Raw genomic sequence first — 14024 nt, 5'->3', positions numbered from 1 at the left:
TTCGCCGCCCCCACCAGCAATGGGTCCCAGTACACCACGCGTGGCCCGTCGGCGACACCGGAAATTGGTGTGGTCAGGACTCGATAGAACTCTCGCCGTAGCAGTCCCGCACTGCCACGTCCATGGGGAACCGCACCCGGGTGTCCCCGAAGAGCAGGCGGGTGGCCACGTCGACGGCTCCGAGAACGTGCCGGGTAGCCGTCTCCGGGTTCCGGGTGTGCACCATCACCTCGTCGTGCTGGAAGAAGACGAGCTCGCTGTCGGAATCGTCGGCGAGCCGGCGTCGCAGATCGGCCAGCACACAGAGCGCCCATTCGGCGGCGGTGGCCTGCACGACGAAATTGCGCGTGAACCGCCCACGCGAACGGGCGTCACCGTGTGACCAGAAATCGGATGCGGGCGGTGGGCAGGCCCGGCCGAGCCACGAACGCACCACCTCACCCCGTTCGCCTGCCCGGGCAGCCTTCTCCACGTACTCGACTGCGACAGGGAAACGTGTGCGCAGCAGGGTGAGTAGCGAACGGGCCTCACCCGCCGTGGCACCGTACAGAACACCGAGGATCGCCACCTTGGCCTTGGCGCGGTCACCGTCGAACGTCTCTGCGGCTACCGGGGCATACAGGTCATCCGCGCCCGCCGCAGCCACCATGCGCGGGTCTCCCGACATGGCCGCCAGAATGCGGGGCTCCAGCTGACCGGCGTCGGCGATGACGAAGGTGTGACCCGGGTCGGCGATCACGCTCGACCGGAGCGGCTTCGGAATCTGCAGCGCCCCGCCACCACGACTCGCCCAGCGGCCGGATACCACACCACCGGGCACGTAGACCGGCCGGAAGCGGTTGTCGCGGACCCAGCTGTCGAGCCACTGCCAGCCGTTGGTGCTGAACAACTTCGACAGGTCACGGTGACGCAGGAGGAGGGGCACGGCGGGATGGTCGATCTCGCGCAGCAGATGCTTGCGCGTCGACACCAGTTCGATGCCTTCGCGGCGGAAGGCGTCGACTACCTCCACATGGGACGCCGGGTTGATGCTGCGGCCGAACGCCGCACCGATCTCGCCGGACACTGTCTGGATGCGCTGGGGAAGGTCGTACCCCACCGGGCGTGGTCCCAGTGCGGCTTCGAGGAACGCCTCGTGGGCGGGAGCCGAGAAGGGTAATCCGTCGAAGCCCATTTCCGCGGCGGCGAGCGCGCCCGCCGACTCCGCCGCCACCAGAAGATCCAGCCGGGAATCGGTGCCGATCGTCTTCCGTTGTGCAGCGAAGTCGGCGACCACCTGTTCAGGATCGGCGACCGGTGTGGTGTCGAACAGACCGAGACGATCGTCGGTGAGCGGTTCCTCGGCGGGTGGCGCCGGAACCCCGTCGCGCATGCTCAGGATCGCGTGGGTGAGGGCGAGGTCGTGACAACGCCCCACCCGTATTCCGGCCCGCAGCAACGAAGGGTAGACGGCCGCGGTGCCGGTCCAGATCCAGCGGGGATGACCGGCGGCTTCGATGTCGCGCACCGCACCCGCGGCGTTGGAGTGATGTCGTGGCGACTCGAGCGGAACTCCGGCCGGATCGGTGCGGATCGTCGTCGCACCACCATCGGCGTCCGGAACCATCACCACTCTCACGGGCCCAGTCTGCTCCCCGCCTCCGACAGGCCGGGACGCCCCCGTCGGCAGCGAGGAAACCCGCAGGTAGGGCAGTACACTGGGGCAAGATGCTTCTCGCCGGAAGGAGGCGCATCCGATGGCAACCATCGAGGAGTTCGAGCGGTCGGTCACCGACAAGGTGATCGCCGGACTCCACTCCACATTCGCCGACTACAAGGCTCGGGGAGTCAGAGTGTCCGAACTCGGCGATCCCGATCAGTTCGTCGAAAGGATCCTGGCGGCCGCGCCGGCCCCGCATCCCTGGTACGAACAGTTCGGAACGTATTGGTCGAGTTCGTCCGCCTGATCTACGCTCCGGCCACGTCCACCGTTTCGAGTGCGTTCGGTGCCTTGTGCCGGCGATGCAGTCCCTTACGGTCGTAGAAACGGGTGACGACGGCCCCGAAGATCAGGCCGATGAGCAGACCTCCGGCGGTCATCCACACTGCATGGATGAGTCCTGCGTCGCCCTTCGCGCCGAAGAACAGGATGGCGCGCACCCCGATGTAGATCTGGTGCATCGGCTCGAATTCGCCGAGCCAGGTGTACAACCGTGGTGCAGCCTCGAGTGGGATGGTTCCTCCCGAGGAGGGCAGCGCGAGGACGACGAAGATCATCAGATTGATGAGCAGTCCGAGATTGCCGAACGCGGCCATCACCGACATTGCCGTGATACCCACAGCGGCGATGGCGAAAGCGCCGTACTCCCACAGGGCCAGCGGGTCGGTGATCGGCAGCCCCAGGGCCGAGCTGATCCACAAGTACAGCCCGGAAACGATTCCCGCGAGCAGTGTCATGAGGGCCCACTTGACCAGCAAGGTGTTGAAACGCGAAATCGGCACTGCCTCGTTGTGCAGGTACAGCGGCCCGACCTCCGTGGGGGTGAATCCCAGCATGCCGTCGACGAGAGTGCTCGCGATGGTGGCGCCGGTGAATCCCGCAAGGACGAGGAGCAGGGCGTAGTAGAACGCCGCCAGACCGTATCCGGTGCCTTCGGGCAGCGGGTTGTGGGCGACGGTCCGGACGTCGATGGGGTCGGTGAGGACGAGCCGGCTGGCACCCGACAGCTGGGCATCGGGTGCGGTAGCCGCGAGTTGCTGCGTCACCTGGGCGGTGAGTTGCTCGCCCATCGTCTGATTGGCTTTGTCCATCGCCATCTGACCGATGTTCGACACCAGATTCGCGCTGATCGTTCCTGCCCGCGGATTGGTGTAGATGGTGATGACGGGCCGCTCCACGTCACCGGGAATCACACTCGCCTGAGCCAGGATGAACGTGCGTTTCGTGAAGTCGCTCGGAATGACGATGGCACCGTAGAGGTCACCGTTGTCGAGTTTCGACTGCGCCTCGGCGATTCCGATTCGCCGGAGTTCCACCTTCTCGGGGTCGACACCCTCGATCAGCCCCGCCTCGATCTGGTCGCCGAGGTTCTGCTGCTGGGGCGGAGTCGAGCCGGGCAGCGTGTCACCCTCGTCCTGGTTGACCAGCGCTATCGGGAAATGGTCGAGATTCTTGGTGGGGTCGAGCATGCCGCCCATGTACAGCGCGGCCAACAGCGACATGACGATCGACACCAGCAACAGTGGTGCGATCCAGAAGCGTGGTGTCCGAAGCACGCTCGTCTTGCCGGACCCGCTCGTCTCGTGTGCCATTGCCCCTCGCGTCCTCCCGTGTCGACACCGGTCGACCCGCACCCGACCAGCCGGGTCAAGCCTAGGCGGTCGTCCGGGAAATGCCGGGTCGACTCGAGGACTCGGCCGGGTCACGGTCGTTGTCGGCGGCCGCCTTGTACGCCGATTCGGACATGCCGCGGTGCCAGTACCCGATGAGCAGCACCTGGGACCGATCGAGCCCGACCTCGGTGCGCAGGTATCGGCGGAGTTCGCGGACCGTAGCGGATTCGGCACCCACCCACGCGAACACCGTGGACCGGTCGGCGGGCAGGACAGCGGCACGGACCGTGTCGGCGAGGCGACTGGCACCGCCGCGGCGGTACAGCCATTCCACCTCGACTCCGGCTGGATGACGTAGATCCTGGCGCTCGTGCTCGTCGGCGACGTCGATCAGCACCCGTCCCGACGCATCGGCGGGCAGGTCCTCGAGGATGGCCGCGATGGCGGGAAGTGCCGACTCGTCGCCCGCCAGCAGGTACCACTGCGCGGGACGGATCGATTTACCGCCGCCGCCGAGCACACCCAGCCGATCACCGGGCGCGGCGCTCCGGAGCCACTCTGCAGCGACACCGTCATCGCCGTGGTCGACGAAATGCACGTCCAGTTCGGCGTTCTCCCGGCTGAGCCGCCGCACCGTGTACGTGCGTACCAGTTGCCGTCCCTCGGGCTCCGGCCACTGGTAGCGGCCGCTCACGTCGGGATCAGGGAGTAGCAGTCCGTGCACGGGATGCGGAAAGCACAACTTGATGTTGGGTACACACGATCCCGCGGCGTAGTCGAGTACCTCCGTCCCGGCGAACCGGACGCACGTCATCCGTGGGGTGACCGGGCGAATGTCGGCGACCTGCAGAACAAGTGGGAGGCGGGGCGCGCTCATCGGGCCGCAGTGACGTCGAACCAGGCGTCGAGGGTCGGCTCGCCGACGAGGTCCACGAGATCGACGGAGGCGCCGGCCGTCCGCCACCGCTCCACCAGCGCCATGACGCGCACCGAGTCCATGCCCTCGTCGAGGAGGTTCGCCGAATCGTCCAGTTCGGTCACCGGAACGCCGAGCACGTCGGCGACGTCCTCGCGAATCCGGTTCCGGCTGAGTGCGGTCTTCGGGGCAGAGCTCACGGGTTTCCCTCCGGTTCGTCGCTCGGAACTCGACTCGTTGAGCGTCTTCGGCGACATGGGGTAGGTTGCTGGGTTAGTGAAGCCTAAGCATAGTTCGTCGCTTCCGCGAGCGGGAATAGCGAACTGCTGCGACCGAGTGTGAATGGATGACGATGGCTGGATTCTCGAGGTACGCAATCGACTTGACACCGCTACGGACGAGTCGCGAATTCCGGTACATCTTCGTTGCCCGTACCATTTCGATCTTCGGACTGGGCCTGCTGCTCGTGGCGGTGCCGCTCCAGGTGTACGACATGACCGGTTCCACACTCTCGGTCGGCGCGGCCAGCATCGTCGTGGGGTCGTCGGTGTTCATCGGAACGTTGTTCGGTGGAGTGATCGCGGACAGGTACGACCGGCGACCCGTGATCGCCCTCGCGCGAGCCAGTGCGGGTATCGCTTTCGCGATCCTGGCGGTCAACGCGTTTCTGCCGACGCCGCAGCTGTGGGTGATCTACCTGTGTGGCGTGATCGAGGGACTGGCAGGCGGGATCTCGTCGACGGCTCTGATGGCCGTGATCCCGTCGCTGCTGCCGAAGGACAAGATGGCGGCCGCTGGGGCACTGATGACGGTCATGGCCGACCTCGGCACCGTCGCGTCGCCGGCGATCGGCGGCGTGATCATCGCGACCACGTCGGTGGGCACCAATTACGTGCTCGCCGCTGTCTCCTCGGCGATCACGGCCTACTGCATCGCCCGGTTGCCTTCGCTGCCACCACCTGTCAAGAACACCGAGGGCCCCCTGCGTTCGATCGCCAGCGGGTTCACCTACGCCGCCAAGGATTCCGTGGTGGGCGGCACTCTGCTCGTGGGCATCTGCGCGATGATGCTGACGGGATGGAACGTTCTGCTGCCCGCCTATGCGAGCGAGGTGCTCCACACCGGTCCCGCCGCAACCGGCTTCCTCTACAGCGCCCCCGCCGTGGGCGCGCTCACCGGATCGCTCACCAGCGGCTGGACCGGGACGGCCCGTCGAGGCGGACTCGTAGTGTTCTTGGCCGCGATGATCGCAGCGGGAGGCCTGGTGGGCGTGGGCGCCGTGCCGATGTTCGCCGTCACGTTCCTCGGCCTGGCCGCACACGGATTCGGGCGGGTAGTCGGCGACATCCTGCGCTACGCCGTGATCCAGACCGAGACGCCGGAGGAATACCGGGGCCGCGTCGCCGGTGTGTGGGGGGCGCAGATCTCCACCGGTTCGGCAGCGGGAGCACTCGTCGCCGGTGCCGTCGGTGCCGCAGTCGGTCCGCGGGAAGCGTTCCTGCTCTACGGCGCCGGCGGCATCGCCGTGCTCGCCGTCCTGGCGCTCGTCCTGAAGGGACTGCGCACCTACAGCAGTGCCGCCGCCGAAGACCTCTCGGCGGCGGCACAGTGACGCTGTGGGGGAACTAGCTGGTCGAGACGTTGTTCGCGGCCTGCGAGAGCTGCGGAACCAGCTTGTCGAGCAGCCACGGCATGCTCAGGACGTTCGGTGAGCTCGACGCGAACACCAGCGGCGGGTCGGTCAGGCCGATGTAGGAGTTGGTGCGCACCGACTTCAGACCGGCGAACAGCGGGTTCGACTGCACCTCGTTCTGCAGTTCCGGCGACAGATACCACGCGAGGAGAACATCCGGGTTGTACGTGGGCAGCAGTTCGAGGCTGACCGGAGCTGCGAACTTGGTCTGATCGCTGTCCTCCCGAAGCTGCTGCGCGAGCGGGTCGACGGTGAACCCGAGACTGACGAGCATCTTCAGCCGCGGATCGGTGTCGAAATAGAAGTTGTACGAGCCCGGCTCGGTGCCGCTACCGAACGCCACCGTCTTGCCGGCGAACTCGGGATGCTGCGACTTCTGCTCGGCCAGCGTCTCCTGCGTCTTCGTGACCAGTTCCTCGGCCTGCGCGGACCGTCCGAGAGCCTTTCCGACGGTGGTGATCTGGTCTTCCCAGCTGGTCGCCCAGCGTCGTTCCGGATATGCCACCGTGGGCGCGATGGCCGACAGCTTGTCGAACTGCTCCTGGTTCAGTCCCGAGTGCACGGCGAGGATGACATCGGGATCTAGCGATGCAATCTGCTCGTACGGCATCTCCTTGCTCGACGCCGTCAGCAGGGTGGGCTCGGCGTTCGGGTCGAGTTCCTCGAGGCGTGCGCGTGACCACGGCAGGAGGCCGTCATCGGTTCCGGTATCGGACTTCATGTTCTGGACGGCGACGGGAACGACGCCGAGCGAGAGTGCGGCATCTTCGCTGCCCCAGCCGAGCGTGATCACACGCTCGGGGGCTTCCGTGATCTCGGCGGTGCCCAGTGCCGACGAAATCGACACCGGGAAGGCCGACGCATCGGCCTGTCCGGTGGCGAAAGCCGCCGAGTCGTTCGAGTCGAACGTCGACTCGCTGCAGGCACCGGCCAGCAGAGCGGTTGCCGCGAGCATCACGATCCCGGCTCTGTGCCAATATCTTCCGGACGTTGTCATCGATCTCCCTGTTCTCTTACTTGATGGGTGTGTGGGGTGCGTGAGCCGAACGCGGCCAGTGCCTCGTTCACCACCGTGCCGACCTCCCCGATCCAGCGGGGTTGGGTCATGTCCTTGTGCTCACAGTCGAGGTCGTGATTGACGATCGTTCCGTTCACGAAGGGCTCCCAGAGTCGGTGCGTGGCCGCAGTGGCGGGATTGCGTGCCGCCGTGAAGAAGAGCAGGTCGGAATCGACGACGATCTGCGAGGGCTCGGACTCGAGGCGCACGGCGTTGGCGAAGTTGTCGATCATCGCAGCGGGGGTGTGCTCGTTGATGCCGGCGAGAGCGCTGCCCTCGCCCCGGAGGATGTCGATCACCTGCTGCCTCGTCAGTCCCTCCGCGAGAAGCGGTTCCGGGTCGTACCCGACCATGTACAGCAGTGCGGCCAGCGCGTCCTGCTCCGTCGGCATGGACGCCCAGGCGTCGGAAGGGAAGGAGTCGAGCATCACCAGCATGCCCAGCTCGTCACCCTGCTCCTGGAGCGCGCCCGCGATGGCGTGTGCCACCACACCGCCGAGCGACCAGCCGAGGAGGTGGTACGGCCCGGTCGGTTGCACCGCGCGCATGTGCTCGAGGTACTCGGCGGCCATGTCCTGAAGGGACTCGGGTGGGCGGGACGAGGTCGACAGGTTCGACGCCTGCACCCCGTACAGCGGGTAGTCGGAGTCGATGTGCCGCAGCAGTCCCGAATACCCCCAGCTGATCCCGCCTGCAGGGTGGAAGCAGAACACGGGCGGCCGGGAGCCCTCGGTGCGGAACGGCAGCAGGACGGCGAGCGCGTCGGCGTCGGAATCGTCGTCGAGGCGGCCTGCAAGTTGCGCGACGGTCGGCGCGGCGAACAATGACGCCACCGTCGCGGTCACGGACAGTCGCTTCGAGACTTCACTCATCAGCCCCGCGGCCATCAGCGAGTGGCCACCGAGGTCGAAGAAGCTGTCGTCGATACCGACTCGCTCGAGACCGAGCGCCTCGGCGAACAACTGGCACAGTACTTCCTCGCGTGCCGTGCGCGGACCGCGCTCGGACACCTGCAACGACAGGTGCGGGACGGGTAACGACGATTGGTCGAGCTTGCCGTTCGGGAGGGTCGGAAACTCCTCGACCGCAATGAATGCCGCGGGAATCATGTAGTCGGGCAGTCGGCTGGCGGCACGGCGGTGCAGTTGGTCGGGGTCGATGCGGCCGCCGGGAACGGACGTGGCATACGCGACCAGGCGTTGATCACCGGGCCGGTCCTCACGCACCACGACTACGACGTGCTCGACGTCCGGGTCGCCGGCGAGCACCGACTCGATCTCGTTGAGTTCGATGCGGAACCCCCGCACCTTGACCTGCGTGTCGGCGCGGCCGGTGAAGTAGATCTGCCCGTCCCGGCCCCACCACACCACGTCCGATGTCCGGTACATGCGGGTGCCGGGGTCTCCGAACGGGTCGGCGACGAATCGTTCGGCGGTCTTGGTGCTCTGGTGACGATAGCCCTGGGTGACGCTGGCTCCGGCAAGGTACAGCTCACCGGAGACCCCGGGTGGCACCGGCCGCAATCCCGAATCCAATACGTACGCATGCTTACCCGGATCGATGACGCCGATCGGTACCGGGCCCTCGTGTCCCGGCCGCACCAGGGCCAGCGTGGCATTGACCGTGCACTCGGTGGGACCGTAGGCGTTGAAAAGCCGCCGGCCGGGCGCATACCGCTCGATCAGCTGGGCAGGGAGTTTCTCGGCACCGAGCATGAGATCGACTCCGTCGGGGATCGAGTGCTCGGGCGGGAACGCGGCCGCGAAAGATGGGGGGACACCCACGAAGTTCACGCGGTGGTCGCGGATGACGCGCGCGAGCGGTTCACCCGGGACACGGTCTGCGTCCGTGGCGACCACCAGGGTTCCGCCCGACAGCAGTCCCCACATGATCTGCCAGAACGCGAGATCGAAACTGATCGAGGAGAAGTGCAGTGCCCGGGTCGTGGAGTCCATCCCGATCACGTCCGACTGCAACGACAACAGGTCCGCGATACCGCGATGCGGAACCACGACGCCCTTCGGCACACCCGTCGAACCGGACGTATAGATCAGGTACGCCGCGTCATCGAGTCGCAGTGGTCGGGTGCGATCACGGTCCGTGACAGGTACGGCGGGGTGCGCGGACAGAAGCGTCCCAACCTCGGGGTCGTCCAGGTCGATCAGCGGAACGCCGGTGCCCAGCGCGCTGCGATCCGGTACCCCGACGGACGAGGTGACGACGGCGACCGGGGAGCCGTCGGCGAGCATGTGCGCGATCCGGTCCGCCGGATACGTGGGGTCGATCGGTAGGTAGGCGGCACCGCTCTTCAGCACGGCGAGAACGGCGACGATCAACTCGGCTGATCGGTCGAGCGCGAGGGCGACCACGTCTCCCGGTCCGGCACCACGCGCAATCAACAGCCGTGCAAGCATATTCGCACGCGCGTCGAGCTCGCCGTACGAAAGGGACGTCGCCGGCCGGACACCGCCTCCCACGGCGAGAGCCTCGGCGTCCGGCGTGCGGGCCACCTGCGCGGAGAAGTACTCGTCGAACGTGCGGGCCTCGATGCTGTGGCCCCGGTGTGACCACGTGCCGAGCACCTGCGCACGCTCGACGTCGGTGAGGATGTCGAGTCTTGCGATGGATTCGTCATGACCTGCAACGAGTCGCTCGATCACCACGGCGAGGCGATCGGCCAGCGAATCGACGGTCGCGTCGTCGAACAGTTCGGTGGAGTACTCGATGGTCACGTCGACCCCACCCTGACCGGCGTGTTCCTGGAAGCGAAGTGACAGGTCGAATTTCGCGGACGTGGCGTCGAGCATCCGCACCGACGATTCCGCGCCGTCGAACCGCTGCAGTGAACCGTCGTCCTTCCAGTGCGACAGCATCACCTGGAAGAGCGGATGGCGGGCGCTGGACCGTGGTGGGTTGACCAGTTCGACGATGCGGTTGAAAGGGACGTCGGAGTGGTCGACCGCCTCGAGGTCGACCCTCCGCACGCGGTCGAGCAGCTCGTCGAATGTGGGAGCCCCCGACACATCGGTGCGAAGGACGACGGTGTTGACGAAGCAGCCCACCATGCCGTCGAGGTCGGGGTGGCTGCGGCCGGCTACGGGGACGCCCAGTGCGATGTCTTCACCGGCACCGAGTCGCTCCAGCAGCACCGCGACTGCGGCGTGGACGATCATGAAGAAACTGGCGCGCCGCTCCGCCGCGAGCGCTTCGATCGCGGCGTGCAGCGACGGCGGCAAGGTGCGGTGCACGCTGGCACCGCGATGGGTCGGCAGCGCTGGGCGCGGCCGGTCCGTGCGCCAGCCGAGTTCCAGCGGGAGCCCTGCGAGTTGCTTCTCCCAGTAGTCGAGCCGGCCGCCGGAGGCACGTTCGCGCTGCCAGACCGCGACATCCGGATACTGCAGGGGGAGAGGTTCGAACACCGGCGGGCGGCCGGCGCGGCGGGCGTTGTAGGCGAAGGCCAGGTCGCCGAGCAGTTTCGACTGCGACCACTCGTCCCCGATGATGTGATGAATCAACAGGACGAGGGTGTGCTGCGGTTCGTACAGGACGGCACGCAGCGGTGGTTGCTCGGCCAGTCCGAGGCCCACCGTGGTCATTGCCGAGACGTGGGCTTCGATGTTGCCGATGTTGCCGACCCGTTCGAGGCGGACCTTCGACTGCTCGGCGGGCAACACCACCTGCTGCGGAACGGAGTCGACGAGGGGAAAGACCGTACGCAGCGACTGATGCCTGGTGACGACGTCCGTGAATGCAAGGGCGAGAGCGTCGGGATCCGGTGCGACGTCGAAGTCCACTGCCAGGCCGAGGAGGTAGGTTCCGCCGCCCGCGGCGCTGTCGAGGAACCAGAGCCGTTCCTGGGCAGGAGACAATGGCACAGCCGTGCCCTCGGGGATTTTCCGGGACCGGGGGCCGGAGGCGGTGCCCGTTCTCCCGGTCTCGTCGACGCGCGCGGCCACTGCGGCCACGGTGGGATTGTCGAAGATTGTCGCGACACGCAGCGCGACACCGAGTTCCGCACTGATCGACGACACCAGGGCGGCCGCCAGCAGGGAGCTGCCGCCCAGAGTGAAGAAGTCGTCGTGAATGCCGATCTGCTCGGCCCCGAGCACAGCGGTGAACAGGGGAAGGATGCGGTGTTCGGTGTCCGTGAGGGGACCGTCGGCGGATGCCCCACGCCAGCGCGGAACCGGCAGTGCAGCTTTGTCGACCTTGCCGTGGGACGTCAGCGGCAACCGATCGAGAAGCATCAGCGTGGACGGTGTCATGTACCCCGGGAGCGTGCGTATCAGGTGCCCCCGCACCGCGTCCTCGATGTCGTCCGGATCGGTCCCGGGTTCGGGCACGACATACCCGACGATCCTGTCGTCCCCGGACTTCGGTGCATACACGGTGGCGACGGCGGCACGCACCCCGGACACCGCGGTCATCGCGGCCGTGATCTCGCCGAGTTCGACGCGGTACCCACGCAATTGGATCTGGTCGTCGATCCGGCCGCGGTAGTCGAGGGAACCGCTGGCGTCGTAGCGCGCGAGATCGCCTGTGCGGTACATCCGTTGCCCGCCCGGCACGAACGGGTCGGCGACGAACCTGCTTGCGGTCAGCCCGCGACGGCCGAGATATCCCGGTGACACACCGGGCCCCGACACATAGATTTCTCCGGTGATGCCCGGCGGTACCGGACGCAGCCCCGGTCCGAGGACGTAGGTGCGCAGATCGCCGAGGGGGACCCCGATGTCGACGGAATCGGGAGTGGTGACCCGAGCTGCCGTGACATGCACGGTGGTCTCGGTGATTCCGTACATGTTGATCAGTTCGGTGTCACCAGGCGAGCCCGCGGCGAACCAGGAACGCAGAACGGCAGGATCGAGTGCCTCCCCGCCGAAGACGACGTAGCGCAGGCGAAGTCGCTCCCGCGCACCTTCGGAGTCGAGTGCATCTACCAGATGGCCGAAGGCCGACGGTGTCTGGTTCAGCACGGTGACACCTTCGTCGACCAACAGCTCCGCGAGGTCCGCGGGCGAGGTGACGACATCCTCCGGGACGGTGACGAGCCGCCCGCCGTAGAGCAGGGCTCCCCACATCTCCCACACGGAGAAGTCGAAGGCATACGAGTGCAGCAGTGGCCAGCAGTCGTCGGCGGTGAAGGTGAACCACTCACGGGACGCCGCGAACAGGCGCATCACGTTGCGGTGCGGGATGGGAACTCCTTTGGGCACACCGGTGGAGCCGGACGTGTAGATGATGTACGCGATGTCGTCGGCGCGAACCGTACTGTCCGGGGAGGCCGACGGTGCGGTCTCGGCGACGTGGTGGTCGATGCGGGGTAGGTGGCCCAGCACTGCGGTGGAGCCGATAGCCAGAGTCGGTTCGGCGTCTTCGAGGATGAAGCGGACGCGTTCTGCCGGTGACGAGGGATCGATGGGCAGGTAGGTCGCACCGCACCGCAGGACAGCGAGGATCGCGACGATCAGTTCGGTGCCCCTCGGGAGGCTGACGGCCACCACGGTGCCGCGGCCGGCGCCTGCGTCCTGAAGTCGGCGCGCGAGAATTCCACTGCAGCAAGCGAGTTCCCGGTAGGTCAGCTCGTTCACCGCTCGACGATCCGCGTGACGGCCCGCCTGCGTAAGGAAGGAGGAGACGATGGTTTCGGCATCGGCATCGGCATCGGGCTGCTGAGTCCGGTGCAGTCCGGCCGACGACTGCCACAGCGCCCACTCGTCGTCGGCGCAGAGGTCTACGGTCGCTACCGGTCCGGGCGCGGACGAGATTCGCTCGAGGTACTGCGCGAACCGCTGCAGGTGGACCCGCATCTCGTCTGCGCTGTACACCACTGGATTTCCGGCCCATTCGAGGGTGAGGTGGTCGCCTGCGCCGGTCACCGAGATCACCACGTCATCGACCGGCCCGGTGGCCACCTGATGGATCACACCGCCCGACGGACCGAAACGTAGAGCCGCGTCGAAGGGTTTGACGTTGACCACAGGCCCGCCGCCTGCACTCCGATGGGTGCTCCGGACCCGCTGGAACGGGCGCGCTTTCGTCAGCTGGGCCGTCGTCCGGGTGATCACGTCGCCGAAGGTGGGGTGTCCGCCGAGTGAGACGCGGAGCGGCACGACGTTCGTCGCGGTGACCGGCGAGGTGAGTTCCACGCCTGTGCGGGCTAGCACCGGGATCCGGAGAGTCACCTCGTCGGCGCCGGTGTGGGCGGCGAGGTAGCCGGCGGCCGCAGCGTAGACCGCGTCCGCCCACGTGGCGCTGTGCGCGGAGGCGGAGGCGCGCAAGCCGGTCGACACGTCCGGCCCGAGTATGAGTGCGACGCGGTGCGGATCCGCAGTCGGGCGGCGGGTGGTGTCGGTGAAGGTGACGGAAGTGCTTGCTCGTGGCTCCGGTTCGGGCAGTGCGGAGTCGAGTTGCCGGGCCTGCTCGACGTGATCCCGCAGTGTGGGAAAACGGGCGGGCCGTGGATCGGTGCCCTGGTGGAAAGCGGTGTAGAGGGCGGCCACCCGGCGCGTGAGAAGTGAATAACCGTACGCGTCGAGAAGAACGTGTGGGGCCCGCAGATACCAGAGGGCACCGGTGTCCACGCGGATGACGGCAGTGCGCACCAGCGGACCGGCCGAGAGGAGGTCGAGCGGTCGGCGGACATCCGCCCGCATCCACTCGAGGGCGGCGTCCCGGCTCAGCTCCAAGGTCTCGACCTCGGGACTGCGATCGTGCAGCTGCAGTACGTCGACGGGTTCGGCATCCGGCTCGGCGTCGAACCGAACCGATAACACCTCGGCCTCGTCGATCAGCGTGCGTACGGCCTTCGTCAGCGCCCCGATGTCCACGGTTCCGTCGATGTCGACGTACTCGGCTGTGGTGTAGGCCGATCCGGTCTCGTCGAGCTGATGCCCGGACCACAACTCATATTGAGCAGCGGTCAGGCACAGTGCTGTAGTGCCCTCCGCAGTTTCCGCGGCGGACGGCGACGATATCGAGAGGGACATCTGACGGTGCTCCTGGTATTTGTCGGCGTGGGCTTCCGGCTTGCGACCTCTGCGGTG

The 14024-nt window shown here is 67.0% G+C and carries 8 protein-coding genes; 2 read left to right on the top strand and 6 right to left on the bottom strand.

Annotated features, from left to right (window positions below):
* Positions 1 to 73 precede the first annotated feature (73 nt).
* The gene (locus tag CBI38_RS26955) at positions 74 to 1618 is read right to left on the bottom strand and encodes a bifunctional 3'-5' exonuclease/DNA polymerase (RefSeq protein WP_109333740.1); all 1545 of its coding nucleotides are present in this window, start codon (positions 1616 to 1618) and stop codon (positions 74 to 76) included.
* Between the two features lie 118 nt (positions 1619 to 1736).
* On the opposite strand from CBI38_RS26955, the gene CBI38_RS26950 reads away from it, so the two are divergent.
* Positions 1737 to 1946, top strand: coding sequence for a hypothetical protein (locus tag CBI38_RS26950; RefSeq protein WP_109333738.1), 210 nt, complete (start codon positions 1737 to 1739; stop codon positions 1944 to 1946).
* A 1-nt stretch (position 1947) separates the two neighbouring features.
* Here CBI38_RS26950 and CBI38_RS26945 read toward each other — a convergent pair whose 3' ends face one another.
* The 3 genes from CBI38_RS26945 to CBI38_RS26935 form a co-directional block, all read right to left on the bottom strand.
* Entirely contained in the window at positions 1948 to 3291 is a 1344-nt protein-coding gene (locus tag CBI38_RS26945) for a YhgE/Pip domain-containing protein (RefSeq protein ID WP_109333736.1), read from the bottom strand.
* Positions 3292 to 3352: 61 nt separating this feature from the next.
* A complete protein-coding gene (locus CBI38_RS26940; protein ID WP_109333734.1) occupies positions 3353 to 4189 on the bottom strand; it encodes a siderophore-interacting protein in 837 nt (278 codons plus the stop codon).
* Positions 4186 to 4428, bottom strand: a complete 243-nt coding sequence (locus CBI38_RS26935; protein ID WP_109333732.1) for a phosphopantetheine-binding protein — start codon at positions 4426 to 4428, stop codon at positions 4186 to 4188. Before CBI38_RS26935 ends, CBI38_RS26940 begins: the two co-directional genes overlap by 4 nt.
* Before the next feature lie 152 nt (positions 4429 to 4580).
* Here CBI38_RS26935 and entS point away from each other — a divergent pair, with 152 nt between their 5' ends.
* Complete coding sequence (gene entS, locus CBI38_RS26930) at positions 4581 to 5840, top strand: enterobactin transporter EntS (protein WP_109335392.1); 1260 nt, start codon at positions 4581 to 4583, stop codon at positions 5838 to 5840.
* Positions 5841 to 5853: 13 nt separating this feature from the next.
* On the opposite strand, the gene CBI38_RS26925 is transcribed toward entS, so the two are convergent.
* Both CBI38_RS26925 and CBI38_RS26920 read right to left on the bottom strand, forming a co-directional pair.
* On the bottom strand, positions 5854 to 6918 hold the full coding sequence (locus tag CBI38_RS26925; protein WP_109333730.1) for an iron-siderophore ABC transporter substrate-binding protein: 1065 nt from the start codon (positions 6916 to 6918) through the stop codon (positions 5854 to 5856).
* Positions 6915 to 13967 carry an amino acid adenylation domain-containing protein gene (locus CBI38_RS26920; protein ID WP_109333729.1) on the bottom strand — a complete coding sequence of 2351 codons (7053 nt, stop codon included), beginning with the start codon at positions 13965 to 13967 and terminating at the stop codon, positions 6915 to 6917. Before CBI38_RS26920 ends, CBI38_RS26925 begins: the two co-directional genes overlap by 4 nt.
* Between the last annotated feature and the right edge of the window lie 57 nt (positions 13968 to 14024).

The sequence above is a fragment of the Rhodococcus oxybenzonivorans genome (assembly GCF_003130705.1).
Taxonomy (GTDB): Bacteria; Actinomycetota; Actinomycetes; order Mycobacteriales; family Mycobacteriaceae; genus Rhodococcus_F; species Rhodococcus_F oxybenzonivorans.
This window is presented reverse-complemented; position numbering and strand designations above follow the sequence as displayed.